At 71.1% G+C, this 23,202-nt stretch carries 15 protein-coding genes; 6 read left to right on the forward strand and 9 right to left on the reverse strand.

Going from position 1 to position 23,202, the window contains the following annotated elements; translation table 11 throughout:
- Positions 1–584 precede the first annotated feature (584 nt).
- Complete coding sequence (locus tag WMF26_RS04090; RefSeq protein ID WP_437999219.1) at positions 585–2,423, reverse strand: vWA domain-containing protein; 1,839 nt, start codon at positions 2,421–2,423, stop codon at positions 585–587.
- A 539-nt stretch (positions 2,424–2,962) separates the two neighbouring features.
- Here WMF26_RS04090 and WMF26_RS04095 point away from each other — a divergent pair.
- The 5 genes from WMF26_RS04095 (at position 2,963) to WMF26_RS04115 (ending at position 8,010) form a co-directional block, all read left to right on the forward strand.
- A complete protein-coding gene (locus WMF26_RS04095; protein ID WP_020732820.1) occupies positions 2,963–3,778 on the forward strand; it encodes an SIR2 family NAD-dependent protein deacylase in 816 nt (271 codons plus the stop codon).
- A gap of 96 nt (positions 3,779–3,874) precedes the next feature.
- Complete coding sequence (locus tag WMF26_RS04100) at positions 3,875–4,114, forward strand: DUF378 domain-containing protein (protein ID WP_044985492.1); 240 nt, start codon at positions 3,875–3,877, stop codon at positions 4,112–4,114.
- A 300-nt stretch (positions 4,115–4,414) separates the two neighbouring features.
- The gene (locus WMF26_RS04105) at positions 4,415–5,767 is read left to right on the forward strand and encodes an erythromycin esterase family protein (RefSeq protein ID WP_437999220.1); all 1,353 of its coding nucleotides are present in this window, start codon (positions 4,415–4,417) and stop codon (positions 5,765–5,767) included.
- Positions 5,768–5,954: 187 nt separating this feature from the next.
- Positions 5,955–6,824, forward strand: a complete 870-nt coding sequence (locus WMF26_RS04110; RefSeq protein WP_437999221.1) for an isocitrate lyase/PEP mutase family protein — start codon at positions 5,955–5,957, stop codon at positions 6,822–6,824.
- 10 nt (positions 6,825–6,834) lie between these two features.
- Complete coding sequence (locus WMF26_RS04115) at positions 6,835–8,010, forward strand: acyl-CoA dehydrogenase family protein (RefSeq protein WP_437999222.1); 1,176 nt, start codon at positions 6,835–6,837, stop codon at positions 8,008–8,010.
- Between the two features lie 81 nt (positions 8,011–8,091).
- Here the strand turns inward: WMF26_RS04115 and WMF26_RS04120 are convergent, their stop codons facing one another.
- The 5 genes from WMF26_RS04120 to WMF26_RS04140 form a co-directional block, all read right to left on the reverse strand.
- Positions 8,092–8,712, reverse strand: coding sequence for a glutathione S-transferase family protein (locus WMF26_RS04120; RefSeq protein WP_437999223.1), 621 nt, complete (start codon positions 8,710–8,712; stop codon positions 8,092–8,094).
- Between the two features lie 25 nt (positions 8,713–8,737).
- Positions 8,738–9,412, reverse strand: coding sequence for a glutathione S-transferase family protein (locus WMF26_RS04125; protein ID WP_437999224.1), 675 nt, complete (start codon positions 9,410–9,412; stop codon positions 8,738–8,740).
- A gap of 65 nt (positions 9,413–9,477) precedes the next feature.
- Positions 9,478–10,503, reverse strand: coding sequence for an ABC transporter substrate-binding protein (locus tag WMF26_RS04130; protein ID WP_437999225.1), 1,026 nt, complete (start codon positions 10,501–10,503; stop codon positions 9,478–9,480).
- A 10-nt stretch (positions 10,504–10,513) separates the two neighbouring features.
- Positions 10,514–11,353: an ABC transporter ATP-binding protein gene (locus WMF26_RS04135; protein ID WP_437999226.1), complete on the reverse strand. Its 840-nt coding sequence runs from the start codon at positions 11,351–11,353 to the stop codon at positions 10,514–10,516.
- 40 nt (positions 11,354–11,393) lie between these two features.
- Positions 11,394–12,227 carry an ABC transporter permease gene (locus WMF26_RS04140; protein ID WP_061625469.1) on the reverse strand — a complete coding sequence of 278 codons (834 nt, stop codon included), beginning with the start codon at positions 12,225–12,227 and terminating at the stop codon, positions 11,394–11,396.
- Between the two features lie 852 nt (positions 12,228–13,079).
- On the opposite strand from WMF26_RS04140, the gene WMF26_RS04145 reads away from it, so the two are divergent.
- Positions 13,080–13,664 (forward strand): GNAT family N-acetyltransferase, encoded by a 585-nt coding sequence (locus WMF26_RS04145; protein ID WP_437944839.1) that lies wholly within the window; start codon positions 13,080–13,082, stop codon positions 13,662–13,664.
- Between the two features lie 191 nt (positions 13,665–13,855).
- Here WMF26_RS04145 and WMF26_RS04150 read toward each other — a convergent pair whose 3' ends face one another.
- The 3 genes from WMF26_RS04150 to WMF26_RS04160 all read right to left on the reverse strand — a co-directional run bounded on the left by WMF26_RS04150 (position 13,856) and on the right by WMF26_RS04160 (position 22,941).
- Positions 13,856–14,344: an N-acetyltransferase family protein gene (locus tag WMF26_RS04150; RefSeq protein WP_437999227.1), complete on the reverse strand. Its 489-nt coding sequence runs from the start codon at positions 14,342–14,344 to the stop codon at positions 13,856–13,858.
- A 198-nt stretch (positions 14,345–14,542) separates the two neighbouring features.
- Positions 14,543–16,666 carry an ATP-binding protein gene (locus tag WMF26_RS04155; RefSeq protein WP_437999228.1) on the reverse strand — a complete coding sequence of 708 codons (2,124 nt, stop codon included), beginning with the start codon at positions 16,664–16,666 and terminating at the stop codon, positions 14,543–14,545.
- Positions 16,663–22,941 carry an AAA family ATPase gene (locus WMF26_RS04160; protein ID WP_437999229.1) on the reverse strand — a complete coding sequence of 2,093 codons (6,279 nt, stop codon included), beginning with the start codon at positions 22,939–22,941 and terminating at the stop codon, positions 16,663–16,665. Before WMF26_RS04160 ends, WMF26_RS04155 begins: the two co-directional genes overlap by 4 nt.
- Between the last annotated feature and the right edge of the window lie 261 nt (positions 22,942–23,202).

Raw genomic sequence — 23,202 nt, forward strand, 5'->3', positions numbered from 1 at the left:
GTTCCGCGGATTCCAGTCGAGAAACTGCATTGGATCTGCGCCGCGCTGGAATCCAGTCTGCCGGTTGCTCTCGTCGGTCGGTTTTCGTCCGCGCTCGTCCGCGCTCGTCGGCATTCGTCGGCATTCGTCGCGGGTGGCGTGCGTTGCGCTTCCACGCGGCGCGGGTCTGCGATATCGCGGTTTCGGTGCCGCGAGGGGGCCGCTGGGGAGAGCCGGCGCTGTGATCCGCGGTGAGCGCGTGTACAATAGAGTGCGCTTCGAAATACGGCCGAGCTCTGGCGTGTCGTTTCCTGTCACGGATCGGTGTGCCGGTTGCCGACGAGGGATCGCCTGCGTCCTGCGGCGTGCCTGGATGCTCCGGAGGCAGGTAAAGATTCGAAGAATTCAAAGCAAAGGCGCAAAGGCGCAAAAAAGAAAGAGAGAGAAGGTGCGAGCTCTCTCTCTCCCCTTGCGCCTTTGCGCCTTTGCTTTAAATTCTCTTCTCTCTATCTCCCTCTCCTGGCATCCAGACAGCTCGCCCTTCGAGCCACCGCTGCTTCAGCGATGGCGTCCCCCCCGGCGAGCACCGCCGCCTCCCCGGCCGGTCAGTCGCCGCCCCTCGCAGCCACCGTGTCCGTCTTGCCGCCGGCGAGCGCGCCGGCGCGGCGGACGATGCCGATGAACTCCTGCTGATCTCCCTTGCTGGAGGCCGACGCCCTCGCGATCTTCTCGACGTCGGAGAGCCTCCAGGAGCGCGCATGCGGGCTGTGGCGCAAGATCTCGGAGAAGCCGGCCACCGCGGACGCAAAGCGAAGATCGGCCGGCGCCGCGTCGAAGGTAGGGGCGATGGCGCCCGGAGCCATCTTGACCAGCGTCTCCTCGGCCACGTCCGAGCCGAGCGGCGCCTTGTGGCGGAGGCGCACGACGAGCGGCGCCGCGCCCGCGCCCCTCGGCGCGGCGTCCTTGAGCTCGACATCGTAGATGGCCGTCACGCTGTGACCGGCGCCGATCTCGCCCGCATCCACCTTGTCGTTCCGGAAATCCCGGTCGGCCACGTCGCGGTTCTCGTAGCCAATCAGCCGATAGCTCTTCACGAAGCTCGGATCGAACTCGACCTGGATCTTCACGTCGCGCGCAATGACCTGGAGCATCCCGCCCACCTGCTCGGAGAAGACCCGCCGCGCCTGCGCCTCGCTGTCGATGTACGCGTAATTCCCGTCGCCCTGGTTGGCGAGCTGCTCCATCATGACATCCTTGTAGTTGCCCTGGCCGAAGCCGACCGTGGACAGCGTGATCCCCTTGTCCCGCGCGCGCTTGATGGTCTTCAGGATCTCCTCGTGAGAGGTCGGACCGACGTTCGCGTCGCCGTCGGAGAGCACGACGACACGGTTGATGTGCCCCTTCACGAGCGTCCGCTCCGCCAGGCTGTAGGCGAGATCGATCCCGCTCGCCATGGCGGTGGAGCCGCCGGCCGTGAGGTCCGCGATCGCCGCGAGGATCTTCCCCTTGCTCTCGATGCCGGTCGGCGCCAGCACCTCCCGCACGCTGCCCGCATAGGTGCAGAGCGCGACCGTATCCCCCGGCTTGAGCGACTCGGTGAGCATTCTCAAGCTCTTCTTCGCGAGCTCGATCCGGTCCGGCGCGTGCATCGAGCCGCTCGTGTCGACCAGGTACACGAGGTGCACCGGGGTCCGCTCCTTGGCCGGCACGCGCTTGCCCTGGACCGCCACGCGCACGAGGTGATGGCCCACCGTGAACGGCGAGGGCGCGGCCGCGAGGTGCACCGCGAACGGGCCGGCCGTGGGAGACGCATAGCCATAATCGAAGTAGTTGAGGAACTCCTCGGCGCGCACGGCTTGATAGGGAGGCAGCGCGCCGTCCAGGATCTTGCGGCGCGCGATCGCGTAAGAGGCCGTGTCCACGTCGATCGCGAACGTCGAGAGCCTGTCCTTCGCGGGGTCCTCCACCGGGTTGACGCCGTAGTCCCGGTACGACTCGCTGCCCTGGGGCTCGGGCGCCGTCACGGCGACCGCCGCGGGCGGGGCGGCGGGACGCGGCGCGGCGGCCGGCGCCGGGGCGGAGACCTTCTTCGGCGCCGACGCGGCGCCCGCCACGCTGCGGCGCGCCTCCGGCTTGCCAGCCGCGGTCACGCCGGCCGACGGGGCCGCCGGCGACGGCGAGGCAGGCGGGGGCGGCGCCGCCGCGACGGCCGGGGCGCCGGAGGCGTCCGCCTCCTCGGCCTTCTCCGCGGCGGCCGACGCGCGGCCCTCCTCTCGCGGAGCATCGAACTCCGGCTGCATCGACGGCGCGGTGGCGGTGTCCACCGGCGCTGCCGCCCCCGCCGGCGCTGCCGGCTCCCTGGCGACAGGCGCGGCGCCGCCGCAGCCGACGAGCAGCGCGGCGAGGAGAGCAGGGGCGACGAGATCGAGGGGCCGGATGCGCATGAGGTGTCCTCCTTGAAGGGGATCGCGAGCGCGGATCCCCGCAGTGCGTTCTCGCGGGGCGGCCATCGCCGACCCCGACACACGTCCTCGCGAGGGCCGCACGCGCGGCCCCCGTTCAGGGGCGAGACGGATCCCTCCGCCGCTCTCGCCCGCGAGAGCCGCGAGCCGCTGATCGTCCGGCGGTCGACGGAGGGACCGGCGCGGCCGGGGCCCGCGGTGGCGGGCCCCGGCGCGTCCGAGTGCCAGGAAAACGCGGTCGCCTCCGGCGGCTTACACCCGAAATCGAGGGCGCGTCGACGGCGCGTCCGCCGCGGCCTGGATCGGGGGCGCGGCCGGCAATCAGGGGCGCGGCCGGCAATCAGGGGCGCGGCCGGCAATCAGGGGCGCGGCCGGCAATCAGGGGCGCGGCCGCGGCGCGGCGCGGCGCGCGCCGGCCGCGGCGCAGACGTCGCCCCGCGGCGTGCGCTAGAGTGCGCTGGAACGCGGGGAGCACCGGCAGGCGCGATCGCCCTCCCTGCTCGATTCTCAGGAGGTCCGCCATGAGCGCAACGAGCCGCGAGCGTTTCCAGTCCAGCCTGCGCCGCGCCAGGAAGATCGCCGTCCTGACCGGCGCCGGCGTCTCGGCGGAGTCGGGCATCCCCACGTTCCGCGGCGCCGGGGGGCTGTGGCGGCGCTACGAGGCGACGAGCCTCGCCTCGCCGGAGGCGTGGCAGCGCGATCCGGGCCTCGTGTGGGAGTTCTACAACCACCGGCGCGAGCGCGCGCGCGGCTGCCAGCCGAACCCGGGCCACCACGCGCTGGCGCGGCTGGAGGCGCGGTTCCGGGAGGCCGGCGGCGCCTTCACCCTGATCACCCAGAACATCGACGGCCTGCACGAGCAGGCGGGCTCGCAGGATCCGGTGCGGCTCCACGGCTCGCTGTGGCAGGTGCGCTGCCTCTCGTGCGGGAGCGTGACCGAGAACCGCGACGTGCCCATCACCCCCGCCTTCGCGGGGAGCGGCTCCCCCGATCCGGAGACCCGCGCTCGCCGCTTCACCGCCGCGGAGCTGCCCCACTGCCCCTGCGGCGGCGTGCAGCGCCCGCACGTCGTCTGGTTCGGCGAAGCGCTGAAGGAGAGCGACCTCGCCGCGGCGGCCGCCGGCGTCGACGGCTGCGATCTCCTGCTCGTGGTCGGCACCTCGGCCGTGGTGTACCCGGCCGCGGGGTTCGTCCCCTTGGCCAAGCGCCACGGCGCCCTCATCGCCGAGGTCAACGTCGAGCCCAGCGCGGTCACCAGCCTCTGCGATTTCGTGTTCACCGGCGGCGCGGGAGAGATCCTCCCCTCGCTGCTCGACGTCGCGCCGGCGCACGCATGACCGCCCAGCGCCCGCCGAGCGAACCGGCGGCGTCAGCGCCGCAGCGGGCGCGCGGTGCACGTCGCGCGCGGCGCGGCTCGTGCTTCTCCCGGGGGCATGGAACAGGTCAACCGTGGGATTTCAGGGCTAACGTGGGCCGCGATCGTGCTGGCCGTGATCGGCGCCGTCAACTGGGGGCTCGTTGGGCTGTTCGAGTTCGACCTGGTCGCGGCGATCTTCGGCAGGCTCAGCACGATCAGCCGCATCGTCTACGTGCTCGTCGGGCTCGCCGGCCTCTATCTCCTCTACGCCTCGGTCCAGCTCGGAAAGCGCGCGCGCGTCTCCACCATGCCGTGAGCGACACCCTGCCGTGAGCGGTATCGGCTCGATCGGACGCACCGGCGCGGAGCTGGCGCGCCGAGCCGAGCTCCGGAGTCTCTGGGAGTCGGGCGGCTCCTGAGGTCGTGGTCTGTCCCGGCGCGGGTTTTGCAACTCATGGCGCCTGTCCAGACACCGAATCGGATCCACGGAACAGCGAGCACAGCGGCAATTCACGGGCATCCTCTGCCGTTCGCCGGAGGCGTCGATCCGGCGGGCTGGAGAGGAGCTGCCGTGTCCCGAGGCCGCCGCGGCCGCCACGGACCAAGGAGTGACACCATGCCCAGCTCTCGAGAACCCGTGACCGCCCTCGTCCGCGACGCCGCCCGGCCGCTGCGCGGCGGCGCGCGCGACTACGACGCGCTGCTCGACGCGATCGGCGATCGCCGCTTCGTCCTGCTCGGCGAGGCCACGCACGGCACCCACGAGTTCTACCAGGCGCGCGCCCAGATCACGCGGCGGCTCATCGCCGAGAAGGGCTTCACCGCGGTCATCGTCGAGGCCGACTGGCCGGACGCGTACCGCGTGAACCGCTATGTCCGCGGGACGGACGACGACGGCAGCGCCGAGGAGGCGCTCTCCGGCTTCAAGCGGTTCCCGCAGTGGATGTGGCGCAACGAGGACGTCCTCGGCCTCGTCCGCTGGCTCCGCGAGCACAACGCCGGCGTGCCGCGCGGGCAGGCGAAGGCGGGCTTCTACGGCATGGACCTCTACAGCCTGCACGCCTCGATGGAGGCCGTCCTCGAGTACCTCGACCGCGTCGATCCGGAGGCCGCCGAGCGGGCGCGGCGCCGCTACGGCTGTTTCGACCGGTTCAGCGAGGATCCGCAGGTGTACGGGTACGCGGCCGGCTTCGAGCTCAGCGGGTCGTGCGAGCGCGAGGTCGTCGAGCAGCTGATGGAGCTGATGAAGAAGCAGGCCGAGTACGCGAGGCTCGACGGGCGCGTCGCCGAGGACGAGTACTTCCAGGTCGAGCAGAACGCGCGGCTCGTGCAGAGCGCCGAGGAGTATTATCGCACCATGTTCCGCGGCCCCGTGTCGTCGTGGAACCTCCGCGACCGGTACATGGCCGAGACCGTCGAGGCGCTCGTCGCGCACCTCGACCGGTTCCACGCGCCGACGCGGGCCGTCCTCTGGGCGCACAACTCGCACCTGGGCGACGCGCGCGCGACGCAGATGGGCGAGGCGGGCGAGTGGAACGTCGGCCAGCTCCTGCGCGAGCGCTTCGGCGAAGCCACGTTCCTCGTCGGCTTCTCGACGCACACCGGCACCGTGATGGCCGCCTCCGAGTGGGGCGATCCCGCGGAGATCAAGCGCGTCCGGCCGTCGCTGCCGAACAGCTACGAGCGGCTCTTCCACGACACGGAGCTCTCGCGCTTCTGGCTCGACCTGCGGCCCGAGGCGGGCGCGCGCCGCGAGCTCGTCGAGGCGCTGCGCGAGCGCTCGCTCGAGCGCGCGATCGGCGTGCTCTATCTCCCGGAGACCGAGCGGGCGAGCCATTACTTCCACGCGAGGCTCGGCGAGCAGTTCGACGCGGTCATCCACGTCGACGAGACGACCGCGGTGAGGCCGCTGGAGTGGACCGCCGAGCGGCGCGAGCCCGAGGCGGAGACGTACCCGACAGGGGTGTGAGCGCCGGGATCAGGCGCTCTGGCGATCTGGCAAGAGGCGAGTCGCCTCCCCGCGGCGCGCGCCGGCGATAGAAACCCCGGCGCGCCCTGCTGCGGCGAGCGCGCCGCCTGCGCGCCCTCCGCGCCGGCGCGCCTCGGGGGCGATCGCGCTTGCCCGGAGGGCCGCCGGGCGCGGTATCGTCTGCGCCGTGTCCTCCGCTCACACGCTCCGCGAGCTCCTCGCGACGCCCGGCCTCCTCGTGATGCCTTGCTGCTTCGACGCGCTGTCGGCGCGGCTCATCGAGCAGGCGGGCTTCCCGCTCACGTTCATGAGCGGCTTCGCGGTCTCGGCCGCGCGCCTCGGCGCCCCGGACACGGGGCTCATCTCGTATGGCGAGATGGTCGACCAGGCGCGGGCGATCTGCGCCGCGGTGTCGATCCCGGTGCTCGGCGACGGCGACACGGGCTACGGCAACGCGATGAACGTGAAGCGCACGGTGCGCGGCTACGCGCAGGCCGGGCTCGCGTGCGTCATGATCGAGGACCAGGTCGCGCCGAAGCGCTGCGGCCACACGCGCGGCAAGCAGGTCGTGCCCCGCGACGAGGCGCTCACCCGCATCCAGGCCGCCGTGGACGCGCGCGACGAGGGCGCCGGGGTGCTCATCCTGGCGCGCACCGACGCCCGGCAGACGCACGGCTTCGACGAGGCGCTGGCCCGCGCCCAGGCGTTCGCCGATCTCGGGGCCGACATCGTGTTCCTGGAGGCGCCCGAGAGCGTCGAGGAGATGCGCACGTTCTGCCGGGAAGTGCGCGCGCCGGCCATGGCGAACATGGTGGATCACGGCAGGACTCCGGTGCTGCCGCCGGCCGAGCTCGAGGTGATCGGCTACAAGATCGCGGCGTATCCGCTCACCCTGCTCTCGGTCGCCGCCGCCGCCATGCGCGAGGCGCTCGCCGCGTTGCGCGCCGGCCGGCACCCGGACCCCCGGACGCGCTTCGAGGCGCTCCAGGAGATCGTCGGATTCCCCGAGTACTATGCCGAAGAGGGGCGCTACGCGCAGCCGCCCAGGAAGGGATGAGCCTTTGACCATGGCCACGACGTCCTCCGCCGAGCCCGCGTCGCTCCTCGACGCGGCGCGCACCCTCGTCCCGCTCGTCCAGAAGCACGCGCAGCAGGGGGAGCGCGAGCGCCGTTTGCCGGATCCGGTCGCGCGGGCGCTCCGGGAGGCGGGGTTCTTTCGCATGTTTCGCCCGGCCGCGCTCGGCGGGCTCGAGGCCGACCCCCTCACGGCGATGCAGGCCATCGAGGAGCTCTCGCGCGCCGACGGCGCGGCGGGATGGTGCGCCATGATCTGCGGCGCGACCGGCGCCTTCGACGCGTATCTCCCCGCAGAGGGGGGCAAAGAGATGTATGCGCGCCCGGATGTCGTCACGGCCGGGGTCTTCGCGCCGGGCGGCCGCGCCGTCGAGGTCGAGGGAGGGGTTCGCGTCACGGGGAGGTGGGCGATGGCGAGCGCCTGTCAGCACTGCGACTGGCTGGGCGGCACCGCGGTGGTCTTCGACGGGCTGGCGCCGCGCCTGTCGCCGGCGGGCGTGCCGGAGGCCGTCGTGCCCATGTTTCGCGCCTCGGAGTGCACGATATTGGATACGTGGAGCGCCTCCGGGCTCGCGGGCACCGGGAGCCACGATTTCGCGGTCGCGGACGTCTTCGTGCCGAGCCGCCGGTGCATCCGCCTTCCGATGGCGGCGCCGACCCATCCGGCGCCCCTGTTCGCGTTCCCCCTCTTCGGCCTGCTCGCGAGCGCGGTCGCGGCGACCGCGCTCGGGATCGCGCGCGCGGCCCTCGACGAGCTCCTCCGGCTCGCGGCGGCGAAGCGGCCGGTCGGCGCCGCGGTGCCGCTCGCGGCGCGGCCGTCGACGGCGCTCGCCGTGGCCGAGGCCGAGGCCACGCTCGGCGCGGCCAGGGCGTACCTCGTCGAGGCGGCCTCTGCCCTCTGGGATGCCGCCCTGTCCGGCAAGCCGATCTCGATCCGGGATCGGGCGCGCGTCCGGCTGGCCGCGACGAACGCCGCCCTCGGCGCGGCCCGCGCGGTCGATCTGGCCTTCACGGCGGGCGGCGCCGCGGCGCTCTACGCGGAGAGCCCGCTCCAGCGCTGCTTCCGCGACGTTCACGCCGTCACGCAGCACGCCCTCGTCGCCCCGCACACGCGCGATGTCCAGGGCCGCGTTCTCCTCGGCCTGGACACCGAAGTACCGATGTTCTGAAGGGCCGTCTCCGAGAGGGGAGAGGCGGAGACGAGCGGCCGGAGCGGGCGAGCCGTCGCGCGCCCGCGGCCGGCGCGCGCCTCACGTGAGCGGGAGATCCACCCAGCGCTCGAAGCCCGGCCGGCGCTTGACGCGGCCGTACCACGCGTCGACGTGCTGGAGCGCGGGCCGCTCGGTCGGCAGGTTGTACCACCGCTGCGCCGCCACCCCGAGGGGGATGTCGGCGAACGTGAAGTACTCTCCGGCGACCCACGGTTGCTTCGACAGCTGCCGATCGAGGATCTCGAGGGCGGCGAGCGCCGCCTTGCGCGCGCCGTCGATCGCGCCCTGATCGCGGCGCTCCTCCGGCGTGCGCAGGAGCTGCACGAGGAGCGTCCGCACCGGGGGCCACAGGGTCCCGAACTGCCAGTCCGTCCACGCGTCGGCGCGCGCCCTGTCCGCGAGATCGCTCGGCTGGAGGGGCGGCGAGCCGTACCGCGAGAACAGGTAACGCACGATCGCGTGCGACTCCCAGAGCACCAGCGGCCCGTCCTCGAGCGTCGGCACCAGCCCGTTGGGGTTGAGGGTGAGATAGTCGGCGTCCTTCACGCGGCCGAACGGCCCGCCGGCGTCGATGCGCTCGAAATCGAGCCTCAGCTCGTCGAGCGCCCAGAGGACCTTCTGCACGTTCGAAGAATTCTTGTGACCCCAGAGTTTCAACATGATGTCTCCTGTCTCCCGGCGCCGCTCAGGCGGCCGTCGCCTTCGCCGGCTTCACGAACTTCGCGTAACGCTCCACGTAGAAATCGACCGGGCTCGCGGCGGCGCGGACCGCGTCGCGCGCCGCCACGGCGTCGATCCACGCCCGGAGCCGCGTGAGCTCTGCCGGGATGGAGAACCCGCGGAGCCGATCCACCGCGGGCAGCCGCTCGAACCACGGATAGAACGCGAGATCGACGAGGCTGACGTCGGCGCCGAGCCAGTAGGGCCCGGGGCCCGACGACCTCTCCAGCGCCTCCCGCTCGATGAACGCGAGCACGTCGCCGAGCGCCTTGCGCCCCTCGGCCTCCTGGTCCGGCGTCTCGGCCCGGAGCAGCTGGGCGAACGCCGGCACGAGGCGCGTGTTCGCGTAATCGATCCAGATCCTCGCCAGGGCGCGCCTGCCCGGCTCCCTCGGCAGGAGCGGCGGATCGGGGAACGCCTCGTCGAGGTACTCGTTGATGATCGCCGATTCCCAGATGCGGTGGCCCTCGTGCTCGATCGCCGGGACCTTTCCGTAGAGCGAGGCGTCGACGAACGCCCGCGGCTTGTTCTGCAGATCGACCTCGATCAGCTCGGCGTCGATCGCCTTCTCCTTGAGCACGAGCCGGGTGCGGTGGGCGAAGGGGCACGCCTTCGCGCTGTAGAGTCGCAGCTTCGTCATCCTGTCCTCCTTCGTGGCGTCTGCCACGCGAAAAGCGCTCCTGTCGTCCGTGCCCGCGGGCGCCCTCAACGGGGCGGGACGCGGTCGTTGAATCGCCCGTCGAACACCCGCGAGACCTCGATCTTCTGCGGCAAGAGCCCCTCCTGGAAGAAGGCGTCCGCCATCGTTTGCTGCGCTCTCGCGATCTCGTCGTCGAGCGGGACGTACCTCGGCTCGTGGTGCTCGAACATGTCCTGAGCCACCTCGAGCGGCAGCTTTGTGACCTCGGCGAACTTGCGCGCCCACACGTCCTTGTGGCCGTTCGACCACTCGTGGGCCTTGTGCGAGCGGGCCAGGTAGTCCGCGATCGCGGCGGCCTTGCCCGGATCGGCGAGGGCCTTGTCGCTGCTCACCTGGAACGAGAGCGCGTCGGTGAGCCCGGCGCCGTCGAGGAGCTTCACCGCCCCTTGCCGCACGTTGCTCGCCACATAGGGCTCCCAGACCGCCCAGGCGTCGACGTCTCCGCTGGCGAAGGCCGGCTGGGCGTCGTTCGGGTTCATGTACACGGGCACGATGTCCGCGATGCCGAGGCCGTCCCGGCGGAGCGCCGCCAGCAGCAGGTAATGGGCCGAGGAGCCCTTGGCCACCGCCACCTTCTTGCCCTTGAGCTCGCGGAGGGCCCGGACGCTCGACCCCTTCGGGACGAGGATCGCCTTGTATTCGGGGCGATTGCGGGTGACCGCGACGATCCGGATCGGGGCCCCGGCGGCCTGCGCGAAGATCGGCGGTGTATCCCCGACGGCGCCGATGTCCACCGCGTCGGCGTTGATGGCCTCGAGCAGCGGGGGGCCGGCGGTGAACGTCGCCCACTCGATCGTGTAGGGGATCCCTTCGAGCTGGCCCGCGGCCTCCAGCCCGCTCTTCACGATGCCCGTCTGCTCGCCGATCCGGAGCGTCACCGTCGCGAGGTCGACCGCGGCCGGCTCGCCCGCCGCGGGGGGAGCGGGCGCGTCCCCCGCCTTCGAGCACGCGGCGACGGACAGGGCGAGCAGCGCCGCCGCGGCGTGGCGGAGCGGGGCGAGCGCGTCGAGGAGAGCGGCGGCGATGGACATGGGCCTTCCTTCAGGAGACGACAGACGGTAGGGCCCGCGCTTCGGCGGGAGCAGGGGGGGGCGAGGCCGATCGCTGGGCGCGCGGGGCCGATCGGGGGATGGGCGCGTCGTCCGGCTCGTCGCCCTCGACGCCGAGGTGGCCGAGGAGCGCGCCGCGCAGCGCCGCGAACCGGGGGCCGCTGCGCCGCCGCGGCGCCGGAAGATCGAGGGCGAGGTCCGCGGTGATCACGCTGCCGGCCTCGGGCGACGGCCTGGCGAGGACGAGCGCGCGATCGGCCAGGAGGAGCGCCTCGTCGATGTCGTGCGTGACGAGCAGCACGGCGGGCCGGTGCCGGGCGCAGAGCTCGGCCAGGAGGCCGTGCATGCGGAGCCGCGTGAGCGCGTCGAGCGCGCCGAACGGCTCGTCGAGGAGCAGGAGCTCCGGCGCGCGCACGAGCGAGCGGGCCAACGCCGCGCGCTGGGCCTCTCCGCCCGAGAGCGTGAGCGGCCAGGCGTCCGCGTGGGCCGAGAGCCCCACCTCGGCGAGCGCGAGGAGCGCGCGCCGCTTCGCCTCGTCGGGCGGGCAGGGGAGCCCCAGCGCGACGTTCCGCCAGACCCGCTTCCACGGGAAGAGCCGCGGCTCCTGGAAGACGACGGCGCGCCGGTCCGGGACCGCGACGTCGCCGCTCGCGTGCGCGTCGAGCCCGGCGAGCACCCGCAGCAGCGTGCTCTTCCCGGAGCCGCTCGCGCCGAGCAGCGCGACGAACTCGCCGGCGCGGACGGTGAGGTCGACGCCGCCGAGCACCGGGCGGGCCCCGAACGCCCGCCGGACGTCGCGGAGGCGCACGGCGGGACCAGGGATCGTGCTCATCCGAGAAGCCTCCACGATGCGCTCCATGGGATTCTCGTCCTCACCGGCCGGCGAACGCCGCGCGCCAGGCGAGGACGTTGCGCTCGAGCCATCGGACGAACAGGTCGGTGCTGAGCCCGAGCAGGGCGTAGATCGCGAGGCCGAGGACGATGATGTCGGTCCGCAGGAACTCTCGCGCGTTCGTCATGAGGTAGCCGATGCCGGCCGTCGCGTTGATCTGCTCGCTGATGACCAGCACGAGCCAGGCGACGCCCATCGAATGGCGCAGCCCGACGAGGGCGTTCGGGAGGGCGCCGGGGAGCACCACGTGGGCGACGAGCCCGATGCGGCCGAGCCCGAGCGTGGTCGCGGCCTCGACGAGCTTGTTGTCGACGCTGCGGATGCCCGCGTACGTGTTCAGGTACACGGGGAAGAACGTGCCCAGCGAGACCAGCGCGATCTTCGGCGTCTCGCCGATACCGAACCAGAGGATGAAGAGCGGCACGAGCGCCAGGACGGGGAGGGTCCTGAGCATCTGGATGGGAGCGTCGAGCAGGTCTTCGCCGAGCCGGAACAGCCCCGCGACGAGCGCGAGCGTCACGCCGGCGCTCACGCCGAGGGCGAGCCCCCGGCTGACCCGGCCGAGCGACACCCAGAGGTGGCGCGGCAGCTCCCCGCTGGCGAGGAGCGCGAGCCCCGTCTGCGCCACCGTGGTCGGCGACGCGAGCACGCGCGGCGACACGAGGCCGAGCGACGTCACGGCCTGCCATGCGAAGAGCAGGAACAGGAGCACCAGGATCCTGGCCCATCGGACCTCGTTCCAGGTGCGCCGCGCGGCTCCACGCTCGGAGCGCGCGCCGGCGTCGGCGGCGATCGTCGATTGCGTACGCGTCATCTCACGAGCCGGCGGAAGAGCAGGTAACGTGCCAGAGCGCTGTCGCAGGAACGGATCGCAATCCGTCATGGTGGACATGGACTTGCTGCGACAGGAGCAAGGCGATGCTGGTGATGTGCTGCTGCGGCAGCAGTCGATGCGGCGCGCGGTGGGGGTCGTGTTGGCGGCATCCTGGGATGCCGAGAGGGCTTCAGGGACCGCCGGGGCGGCGCGTTCGAGGTGATCGGGGGTCGGCTTGCTCGTCCGGCGCTCCGCGGAGCGCCGGGCGCAGGGATGGATCGCCGTGAGGGAAGGGGCGAATGACGTCAAACGCCCGGGAGGCGCTGGGCCTCTCGGGGGGCGCGGGTTCAGATCTTCATCCTTCCTCCTCGTGTCTTGCTGGTCGCGGATGCGACACAGAGAGAGGCGCAGTCGGCGCCACCGCGTGGGTGGCGTCTCTGCTCGAGCGGGTCATCCACGCGCGGGCATGGACGCAGGACCTCCTCACCGGCGCAACGGAGGGAGCGTTGCTGTTTTCCGCCTTACTCTTCTGGGACGGAAGTTAGTCCGCTATAACGGAAGTGTCAAGCCGCGCCGCGAGGGGCTCGATGCGCCCGTCAGGAGGTCGATGCGCCCGTCGGAAGCGCCCGGGACGGTGTGCGGTGGTGGGAATGGCGCCGCGGGGGGGCAGGTGCGGACGTGCGGGGCTGTGCGGGGGAGGTCATCGTTGTAAGCTCCGTGGCATGATGACGGCTCGCCTCCTTGCTGGAGCGATCTGCGGTGGGGGACCTGTCCTTCGCGGGGCCTGCCGCGTTCGACAGGGGGGAGCCACCGGCGTCGGGGGCGCGACGAGCGCGGGTACGGAGCGGGGCGATGGCCGGTGAGCGCCCGCCGGCGTGCATCCTGACCGCGCGGCTGACGCTGCGCGCGTGGCGTCCCGAGGATGCCCCGTCGATCAGGGCAGCGATCGACTCAAGCCTTGCGCACCTGCGGCCCTGGATGCCGTGGGCCGTGAACGAGCCGGCCTCCCTGGAGGCGACGACCGCGCTGCTGGAGAAGTTCCGGGACGACTTCACGGCAGGACGCGACTTTCATTACGGCATCTTCACGCGCGACGAGCGCGAGGTGCTCGGGGGTACGGGGCTCCACCCGCGGATCGGTCCGGGCGCGATCGAGATCGGCTATTGGCTCCGCGAGGCCGCGACGGGCCGCGGCTATGCGACCGAGGCCGTGGCGCGGCTGACCCGGGTCGCGCTCGAGGAGGTCGGGTGGAGCCGCGTCGAGATCCGGTGCGACCCGCGGAACACCGCGAGCGCCGCCGTGCCCCGGCGGCTCGGGTATCGGCACGTGACGACGCTCGAGGCGAACGCCCTGACGCCGGCGGGCGAGCCGCGCGACACCATGGTATGGGAGCAGACCGCCGCGGGCCTGGGGCCAAGCCGGGAGCAAGCCCCCTGAGCATGAAGGCGGGGAGTCATGGAGAATACCCATGATCTTGCCGCGCACCCGTCTTCATGGGACATCGCTCCGGGCGAGTGACAGCACCGTTGCCCGGAGGAAGGCCAACGTCCAGGAGACCACCGCGCTCGGCCAGCGCACCGCAGGCACCATCGCCTTCGGAGCGAGGAGCCCGGGGCGCGCTGCGGCGATCAGAGCTCGAGCGTCATCTCGATCATCGTGCGGCGGAAGCCGAACCGCTCGAACAGGCGCTGCGCGGCGGCGTTCTGCGTCGCGGTGTGGAGCACGACGCGCGGCGCACCGAGGGCGCGGAGGCGCGCGATCACGGCCTCCAGCAGGAGCGCGCCCGCGCCGAGCCGGCGCGCGGGCTCGTCGACGTAGAGGTCGTGGAGCGCGCCGCAGGCGTCGAGCAGGCTGTTCCAGTCGCGTGGCTCCCGGCGGCCGTAGGCGTAGCCGACCAGCGCCGGCTCGGCGCCACCTCGCTCGGCCACGACGATCGCGGCGCCGGGGTCGGCGAGCTCGCGGGTGAGCCATCGCTCGTAGCCCGGCTCGAGCGGCTCAAGACACAGGAAGCGGTGGGGATCCAGGGCGTGGTGGAGGCGGACGAGCTGCGCCGCGAAGCGCGCCACCTCGGGCATGTCGGCGCGCACCGCCGCGCGGACCGTAAGGGCGGAGGTCATCCCCCAGGATAGCCGAGCGAGGGCCGCCCGCCCGGCGCCCGGCTGTGAGCGGCCACCCAGATCCGCGGAAATTGGACCCGAACTGGGTCCCGGAGATAGCCGGCCCGGAAGCTCGCCGGCGTGGGCGTGACACTAGGGACAGGGCGCAGGTCGTGAGCGCGTCGCGGAGCCTTCGCTCGTCGACGCCCTGTCCACGACTCATCTGCCCGTCGAACGGGCCACCTCGACTCCACAGCCTGCGGGCTCCGGCTGCCTTGGCTCGCCGTGGTGGCGCGCCGCGCTCTCGGCCGAGAGCGGCAGCTCGACAAAGAAGGTCGAGCCCCGGCCGACCTCGCTCGATACGCGGATTCGCCCGCCGTGCGCCTCGACGATGGTGCGCGTGATATAGAGGCCGAGCCCGAGCCCTCCGTAATTCCGCGACGAGACGCCGCGGCGAAACCGCTCGAAGAGCTGCTCCTGCACCTCGGCCGGGATCCCGATCCCGTGGTCCGTCACCGAGAGCCGTGCGACCCGATCTTCCCCGGTGATGGCGATCTCGATCGGTGAGCCTCCCCCGAACTTGATTGCATTGGTGAGGAGGTTGGTCACGACCTGCTCCAGGCGGTACGGGTCCCACCAGCCGATGACGGGCTGCTCCGTGCGCATGGCGAGCGTGCTGCCCGACTGCGCGACCTGGTCGCCGAGGTGGGCGACGATCTCGGCGACCAGCTCGCGTAGATCGACGGACGCCCTGTTCAGATCGAGCCTCCCCGCCTGGATCCGGGAGGCGTCGAGGAGCATATCGATGAGGGTGGCGAGGCGCGTGATCTGGCGGCCGGAGACGGCGACCGCGGATCGCACGCGCCCGACGTCCATGCCCTGCGAGAGCCTTCGCCCCAGCGCTTGAATGGAGAGCTGCAGGCTGGTGAGCGGGGTGCGGAGCTCGTGCGAGGCGACGAGGAGGAACTCGTCCCGCAGACCGATGGCCTCCTCCGCCGCCGCACGCGCGCGCCGCTCCTCCAGGAGGACCCGATTCCGTTGCTGTTCGGCGTCCACGCGCGCGGTGATGTCGCGGAAGCTGAAGACCCGACCGACCACGCGCCCGCCGAGGCGCTGGGGCTGCGAATAACGCTCGAAGACCCGCCCGTCCAGGAGCGGGAACGTATCGACGGCGCTCGCCTCGGGCTCGGCGTAGAGCTCATCGACGCTTCGCAGGAAGAGGTCGGGCTCGCGGAGCCGGCCGCCGGCGAACGCGAAGAAGGTGTCGGCCGATCTGCTGGCGAGGACGTCCTCGGGGATGCGCCACATCTGCGCGAGCTTGTGGTTATGGAGCACGACGCGCCTCGCGCCGTCGACGACCACGATGCCGTCCGCTGTCGATTCGAGCGTGGCCTCGAGGAGCGAGTAGGAATGGCGCAGCACGTCCTCGGCGTGCTTGCGGGAGGTGATCTCGGTCGAGATGCCGCAAATGCCCTCAGGTCTTCCGGCGGGACCGCGGAGCGGGAACTTGAGGGACATGTACGTGCGCGCGCCGTTGCGCTGGGGAGCCAGCTCGTCGAGCTCGATGGCCCGATTCTGCTGCAGGACGAGCAAATCGTTGGCGCGGTACACGTCGGCCTGCTCGCGTGGGAAGACGTCGTGGTCGGTCTTGCCGAGGACCTGCTCGCGACCCATGTGGAAGAGCTCTTCGAACCCGCGGTTGACGAGCATGTAGCGCCCCTCGAGGTCCTTGGCGAAGATGACGGCGGCCGTATTGTCGACGATGGCTTGAAGCAGCTGCTGGCTCTCGCGGAGAGCGGCGTTCGAGCTGCCCAGCTCGGTCGTGCGTTCTCGCACCCGCTGTTCCAGCTCTTGATGGGCGCGCTGCAGCGCCGCCTCCTTTTGCTGGCGTATCGCCATCTCGCACTGCAGCTGCGCGTTCTTCGCTTCGAGCTCCTTTTGCGCCTCGCGCAGGCTCAGGTGCGTCGTGACGCGCGCTATCACCTCTCCAGTGTCGAATGGTTTGGTGATGTAATCGACGCCCCCCAGCTTGAACCCCGCGAGCTTGTCAGCCGCATCGGTCACACAGGTCATGAAGAGCACCGGGATGTCTCGGGTTCCTTCATCCGCTTTCAGGCGCCGGCACGTCTCGAACCCGTCGATGCCAGGCATCACCACGTCCAGCAGGATCAGGTCGGGGCTCGTGAAGCTGGCCCGCTTCAAAGCCTCTTCACCGCCCTGAGCGACGAGCACTCGATGACCTATGCATTCCAGACTATCCACCAGCACGCCGAGATTGGCTGGCATGTCATCCACGATCAGGATGGTGCCGGTGCGCGCACCGGCTGCTGTGGCTCCGCTCATGGTCGCTGCCCGCCCTCCCTGCGCCGCGGCGGCTCCAGCGCCACCATCGCCCTCGGCTCGACCCCCTGCAGGTGCTCCTCGACCAGGCTGAGGATCGCCTGGGACTGATAGTCCTGCGCCAGGCGATGCAGGCGGTCGGCGAAGGGACGATAGCGTTCGTCGAGCGTGATCAGATAGTCCGCCCGCTTTCGGATGTCGCGCATGTTGCCCTCCAGGGCCAGGGCATGCAGGACGTCCATCTCCTCTGGGGGCGGCGCCACGAGCTCCGCGGCCTCCCCGCCCCCGGCTCGCTCCTCAGCCGATCTGGCATAGACCCAGGTGAGCCCCAGCTGGGCCCCGATGATCCGCAGAAGGCTCTCCTGGTCGATCGGCTTGGCGAGGAAGGCGTCGGCGCCGACCGCCATGCTCCCAGCCTGGTCTTCCTCGTTGGCGCTCGCGGAGACCGTGATGGACGGCAGCCGCGCGAGCCCCCGAGCCCGGCGATTGCGACGAATGCAATGGATGGCCTCCAGGCCGTCCATCACCGGCATGACCAGATCCATCACCGCCAGATCCGGCGACGCCGCCATCTCCTGCTCGACGGCCTCCTGGCCGTTGGCCGCTTCGCACACTTCGAAGCCCAGGCCGCTCAGCAGGTCCAAGAGCACCGCCCGATTGCCCACCACGTCGTCGGCCACCAGCACCTTCCGGCGCGGCCCCTCGTAGCCGATGGGGGCCCGCTCGGAGGGCCGGAGGGGGGCTGCGAGCTGGGTCATCGGCAGGATCACCTCGAACCAGAACCGGCTGCCCTCGTCGGGCCGGCTCTCCACCTGGATCTCGCTGCCCATGAGGTGCACCAGCTGGTGGCTTATCATGAGCCCCAGGCCGCTGCCCGCGCGGCGCCGCACGTCCCCCACCCGCCCGAAAGGCTGGAAGAGCTTGGCCAGCTGCTCCGGCGCCATTCCCACGCCGGTATCCTCCACCTCGAAGCGCAGCCGCGCCGAGGCCCCGTCTTGGGAAAGGGGCTGCACCCCGAAGCTCACCCGCCCCCGGTCGGTGAATTTCACCGCGTTGCCCAGCAGGTTGAGCAGCACCTGGCGCAGGCGCTTCTCGTCGGCCAGCACCGCCTGGGGCAGGTGGGGCGTGACCTCGTAGTCGAAGTAAAGGCTCTTCTGCTCCGCCCTGACGCGGATGATGTCGGCGACGCCCCTCAGGAAGGTCGAGAGGTGGATCGGCTCGGGGTAGAGATCGAGCTTGCCCGCCTCGATCTTGGCCAGGTCCAACAGGTCGTTGATGAGGGTCAAGAGGTGCTGACCGCTCTGCTGGATGGTGTTCAGTCCCGTCGCCTGGCGGTCGTCGAGCCCCGGGGAGCGCTTGAGGATCTGGGCGTAGCCAAGGATGGCATTGAGCGGCGTGCGCAGCTCGTGACTCATGTTCCTGAGGAACTCGGTCTTCGCACGGCTCTCGGCTTCGGCCGTCTTGCGGGCCTGGCGTTCCGCTTCGGCCTGCTTGCGCTCGGTGATGTCGGTGGAAATGCCGCAGAGGGCATAGGGCTGCCCCGCCGCATTGCGCAGGGGGTATTTGAGGGAGATGTAGGTGTGCAGCCCATCGTCCTGGGGAGCCTCTTCCTCGACTTGCAGCGCCGTTCCGGTGGCCAGCACCTCTTGGTCGAGGGCGCGGAAGGCATCGGCCCGCTCCCTGGGGAAGACATCGTAGTCGGTCCGGCCGACGATCGCTTGCTCACCGACGTGGAACAGCTCGGCGTAGCGCCGGTTGACCATCAGGTAGCGCCCCTCGACATCCTTGAGGTAGATGATCGCTGTCGAGTTGTCGACGATCGACTGCAGCAGCTCCTTGCTGTCCCGCACGGCCTGCTCCGCTCGCCGGCGTTCGCTGTTCTCCTGGAGCAGGTCGGCGTAGAGCGTGGCATTGGCGATAGAGATGGCGGCCTGAGCCGAGAGCAGCTCCAGCACCGAAAGCCGGTCCGGCGTGAACGCGCCGGCGATGAGGTCGTTCTCCAGGTAGAGCAACCCCACGAGCTCCGCCTGCCGCAGGATGGGCAGGCAGAGGGCGGATCTGGCGTACCGATAGAGGTCGTCGCCGGCGATGATGGGGTTCCGTGCCGTCCCGTCGTCCAGGATCACCTTCTCCCGGCTCCGCCGGACGTAGTTGAGCAGGGACGCCGGCAGATCCGAAGGGGAGGCTTCGGGCTCGTGAGGAATACGCACCTCGATCTCGGGCCCCTCCGCCCTCGCCTCGGCAGCCAAGAACAGGGTCTCGGCGCGGGCGAGGAGCAGGCAGCCCCGCCTCGCGCCGGCGTTCTTCACCAGGATGCGCATGAGCGCGTCGAGCAGGCGGTCGAGGACGATCTCGCCCGAGATGGCCTGGGAGGCCTTGAGCACCGAGCCGAGGTCGAGCGCGGCGCTGGCGGGCGCGGCGGCCTCCGGGCACCTCGCGCCGCGGAGGATCTCGCTGGGGACGAGGTCGGGGTACGCGCGCTCGAGGCGCCGCATCGCCTCCGTCGCGCCCCATCGGCCGTAGGCCCTGTGCGCCTCGGAGAGGTAGGCGCGGGCGATGGTGGTCTTGCCGAGCGCGCGGAAGAAGAGGCCGGCGAGCTCGTTGGCGAGCGCCTCGTCGTGGAGGTAGCCGCCGCGCTGCGCGAGGGCGATCGCCTCGTCGTAGCGATCTCCCGCCGCGGCGCGAGCGTCACCGCGGACGCGCGCGAGCTCGGCGCAGAGCAGGGCGCTGCGGTGCGCCAGGTTCTCCGGGAAGAGGTCCGCCCAGCGCGAGAGTTTTTCAGCAAAAATCTCCGCGCGTTCGAGGAAGAGCGCGCGCTCGTCCGGGGAGACCACGTCCGCCGCCCGCGTGAACGCGACACCGGCGTAGAAATGGAACGCGGGGACGCCGTGCCAGGCCGCCACGGTCGGGGTCTCGACGTTCAGCGGGAGAGCCGCTCGCGCCGCTTCCTCGAACGCGCCCTGGAAGACGCCGAGGAGAACGACGTAGAAGTTGGCGAAGACGAGCGAGCCCTGGCTGTCGATCCGGCGTGCCTCCTCGATCACCTCGTCGATGTCGATCCACGCGCCCGCGAGCTTGGCCGGGCACGCGGTCTCGACCGAGAGCTGGTGCGCGAGCTGCCCGGCCGCGGCGATGATCCAGGTGATGGCGTTGAACTTGTCGAGCTTCCGTATCGGCTGGTAGCTCTGCGCCTCGGCGAGGAGGTCGGAGAGCGGGAGGCCGCGGAGGACGCTGTTTGTCATGCCATTTACCGCGCTGTAGAACGCCCAGATGTACTGGCCCGTCTCGAGCCCGGCGTGCATCCCCGCGAGCAACGAATCCTTGCAGGCGGGATAGCCCTCTCTCCAGTGCTGCACGAAGGTGCCCCACATGTCGCGGAGCACCGCTTCGGACTTCTTGTCCGTGAAGCGCTCCGAGAGGTCGATGGCGGCGCGGCCGAAGCGGTAGCCGAGCGCGATGTCGCCACGGCCGCAGAGGAACGCCCCGAATTGGATGTAACCGAAGATCGCGTGCTTCGACACCCCGTGGCGCAGCGTGTTCTCGACGAGCTTCGCGAGCGTGATGCTGAGATTGTTGAGGCTCAAGAACCAGCAGGGGAGGAAGAGCTCAACGAGCACGTCCTGCATGGCACGGATCTCCGGGTCCTCGAGCTGCGGCAGCGCCGGCAGCGCCTCGATCGTCTTTTCCCGGACGAGGTCCATCGTCGCTCGGATCTGGGCGTCGGCCATGGCTTCGTCGGGGAACGCGGGCAGGTCGAGCCCGAACGGGCGCAGGGCCGCGAGCCCCTCCGCGAGCGCGGCGGGCAGGTCGTTCCTGAGCACCTGCACGCTCAGCTTGAGCCGCAACACCTCGGTGCGATCGAGCCGGCTCGCGGCCCGCTCCAGGCAATCGGAGAGGAGCGCGAGGGCGTCGTCGTGCCGGCCGCAGAGCGAGAGCATGAGGGCGGTCTTCATCGCGTACCTGAGGCGGAGCGGGTACTGCGACGTCCATGCGTCCTCTGGAAGGCGCAGGAGGCCGAGCTCCAGGTAGCGCAGGGCGGCACCGAAGGCGGCCGCGTCCTCGGCGCGGCAGGCGGCCTCGAGGCTCATGTGGGCGAGGCGCAGGCGCTCCGCGGGGTGCGACACGAGGTCGCCCGCGCTGTTCAGGTGGCCGACGACGTCGAAGAGGCTCTGGCTCTCGGACAGGTCCACCTTGCCCGCGAGCAGCCGGCCGATCCGGAGGTGGAAGGCCGGCCGGTCCGCCGCCGGGATCATCGCGTAGGCGCCCTCCTGGACCTTGTCGTGAGCGAAGCGGTATACCGCGCGCCCGGGCGTCACGAGCCCCTCGCGCACGGCGGGATCGAGGCGGCTGTACGCTTCTTCCAGCGAGCACTCGCTCACGGTGGCGAGCACGTCGAGGTCGAACCGGTTGCCGATCGCCGCGGCGAGCTTGAGCGCCTCCACCGCGTCCGGCGGCAGGCGCGCGATGGTGCGCACCATGAGGTCGACGACGTTGTCCGTGTACGCGAGCGCGTCGATCCTGGCGAGGTCCCATCTCCAGCCTGACCCGGCTGCGAACGTGAGCGCGCCGTGGTCGTGCAGCGACCGGACGAACTCCTTGACGAAGAACGGGTTCCCACCGGCCTTCTTCTGCACCGCATCGACGAGCGGCCCGCAGTCGTCGCACGTGAGGCTGTCCGAGAGCATCTGGAGCAGGTGCCGGCGCGCGAGCGGGGCGAGGACGATGTCGCGCACGACGAGCCCCGCGTGCTTGAGCTCCTCGATGGCACGGACGAGCGGGTGCCCGGGCGACACCTCGTTGTCGCGGTAGGCGCCGCAGAAGAAGAGCGCCTCGAGCGAGTCGTCGGCGAGGAGCGTGCGGAGCAGCCCCAGGCTCGCGGGGTCGATCCACTGAAGATCGTCGAGGAACAGGACGAGCGGGTGCGCGCCGCGCGCGAACACCGAGACGAACAGCAAGAAGCACCGGTTCAGGCGGTTCTGCGCCTCGAGCGGGTCGAGCGCCGGCACGGGCGGCTGCGCGCCGAGCACATGGCAGAGCGAGGGGATGACGTCGCAGACGACCTGCGCGTTCGGCCCGAGCGCCTCGAGGATCGCGCTCCGAAAGCGGTGGATGCGCGCCTCGCTCTCGGTGAGGATCTGCCGCACGAGGCCGTCGAACGCCTGGATCACCGCGCTGTAGGGCGCGTCGCGGTTGTACTGGTCGTACTTGCCGCTCGTGAAATAGCCCTTCTGCCGCGCGAGCGGCTTCAAGATCTCGTGCACGAGCGAGGACTTGCCGATGCCCGAGTAGCCGGAGACGAGGACGATCTCGCGGCTGCCCTCGAGCGCGCGCCCGAACGCGGCAGTCAGCGCCTCGATGTCCTGCTCGCGGCCGTAGAGCTTCTGGTGGATCCGGAACAGGTCCTGGCGATCGTGCTGGCCCGCGACGAAGGGCTCGATCGTCCCCGTGCCGCGCAGAGCCTCGCGACAGCGCTCGAGGTCGGCGAGCAGGCCCTCGGCGCTCTGGTAGCGGTCCTCGGCGTTCTTCGCGAGCAGCTTGAGCACCACGCCGGAGACGGCCTCGGGGATCGTCGGGTCGACGCGGGACGGCGGCGCGGGAGCGAGGGCGAGGTGCGCGTGGATGAGCTCCATCGGGTCCAGGGCCTCGAAGGGGCGCTCCCCCGTGAGCGTCTGGTAAAGGATGACGCCGAGCGCGTAGAGGTCCGTCCGGTAGTCGACGCCGCGGTTCATGCGGCCTGTCTGCTCGGGGGAGACGTAGGGCAGCACGTCGGCGATCACCGCCGGCGCGTAGAGCCGTTCGTGCGCGCGGGTGATCTCGGCGTCGACGCCGAAGCTCGTGAGCTTGACCGCGCCGCACGCGCCGACGAGCACGTTGTGCGGGCGCAGATCGCGGTGGATGAGCCCCGCCGCGTGCACGGCGGCGAGGCCTTCGGCGATCGCAACCGCGAGAGCGAGCGCCTCGCTGAGGGGCATTCTGTGCCGCGGACGCTCGGCGAGGGTGCGCGCGAGATCGCGGCCCGGGAAGTCCTCGAGAACGACGATGAGGGCGCCGGCGAGCTCCTCGACGCCGTGCAGCGCGACGAGGCGGGGCGAGGCGAGCTGCGCGATGCGCTCGCACTGGTGCTTGAAGCGCGCGACCTCGGCGCGAGTCGCCTCTTCCGTACGCAGGACCTTCAGCAAGATCGGGACGTCGTCACCTTTGCGGCACGCGCGGATCAGACTGAAATCGACAGTTTCCTCGGCCTTCTCAAGGATCGAATAGCCTTTCCCGAGGATCATCGACCACCTTGCTCGCTCGCCCGTGAAACCAGCGAATTCGATTATAGTCAGAGGTAGAGGCTCGGCACCGGAAGTCGGTCGTACCACTGCGGCTTGGCGCTGCCCACGCCACCCGCCTGCTCGCATGCCGAGATAGGAGAAATTTGATTTTGCGGAGCAGGCGGACTGAGGGCCCGCGAAGTCGCGGCGGCTGCGCTCGGAAAAGTGGTGGCGCTCGACGTCGCGCTCAGCGACCACCGGAGGTGCTTCGGCTGTCAGTAG

Source organism: Sorangium sp. So ce185, assembly GCF_051526825.1.
Taxonomy (GTDB): Bacteria; Myxococcota_A; Polyangia; order Polyangiales; family Polyangiaceae; genus Sorangium; species Sorangium cellulosum_D.

What these genes read in the sequence shown, in the direction of transcription:
- WMF26_RS04090 (WP_437999219.1), bottom strand. Translation starts at nt 2,423, where the DNA reads ATGCGCATCCGGCCCCTCGATCTCGTCGCCCCTGCTCTCCTCGCCGCG.
- WMF26_RS04095 (WP_020732820.1), top strand. Translation starts at nt 2,963, where the DNA reads ATGAGCGCAACGAGCCGCGAGCGTTTCCAGTCCAGCCTGCGCCGCGCC.
- WMF26_RS04100 (WP_044985492.1), top strand. Translation starts at nt 3,875, where the DNA reads ATGGAACAGGTCAACCGTGGGATTTCAGGGCTAACGTGGGCCGCGATC.
- WMF26_RS04105 (WP_437999220.1), top strand. Translation starts at nt 4,415, where the DNA reads ATGCCCAGCTCTCGAGAACCCGTGACCGCCCTCGTCCGCGACGCCGCC.
- WMF26_RS04115 (WP_437999222.1), top strand. Translation starts at nt 6,835, where the DNA reads ATGGCCACGACGTCCTCCGCCGAGCCCGCGTCGCTCCTCGACGCGGCG.
- WMF26_RS04120 (WP_437999223.1), bottom strand. Translation starts at nt 8,712, where the DNA reads ATGTTGAAACTCTGGGGTCACAAGAATTCTTCGAACGTGCAGAAGGTC.
- WMF26_RS04125 (WP_437999224.1), bottom strand. Translation starts at nt 9,412, where the DNA reads ATGACGAAGCTGCGACTCTACAGCGCGAAGGCGTGCCCCTTCGCCCAC.
- WMF26_RS04130 (WP_437999225.1), bottom strand. Translation starts at nt 10,503, where the DNA reads ATGTCCATCGCCGCCGCTCTCCTCGACGCGCTCGCCCCGCTCCGCCAC.
- WMF26_RS04135 (WP_437999226.1), bottom strand. Translation starts at nt 11,353, where the DNA reads ATGAGCACGATCCCTGGTCCCGCCGTGCGCCTCCGCGACGTCCGGCGG.
- WMF26_RS04140 (WP_061625469.1), bottom strand. Translation starts at nt 12,227, where the DNA reads ATGACGCGTACGCAATCGACGATCGCCGCCGACGCCGGCGCGCGCTCC.
- WMF26_RS04145 (WP_437944839.1), top strand. Translation starts at nt 13,080, where the DNA reads ATGGCCGGTGAGCGCCCGCCGGCGTGCATCCTGACCGCGCGGCTGACG.
- WMF26_RS04150 (WP_437999227.1), bottom strand. Translation starts at nt 14,344, where the DNA reads ATGACCTCCGCCCTTACGGTCCGCGCGGCGGTGCGCGCCGACATGCCC.
- WMF26_RS04155 (WP_437999228.1), bottom strand. Translation starts at nt 16,666, where the DNA reads ATGAGCGGAGCCACAGCAGCCGGTGCGCGCACCGGCACCATCCTGATC.
- WMF26_RS04160 (WP_437999229.1), bottom strand. Translation starts at nt 22,941, where the DNA reads ATGATCCTCGGGAAAGGCTATTCGATCCTTGAGAAGGCCGAGGAAACT.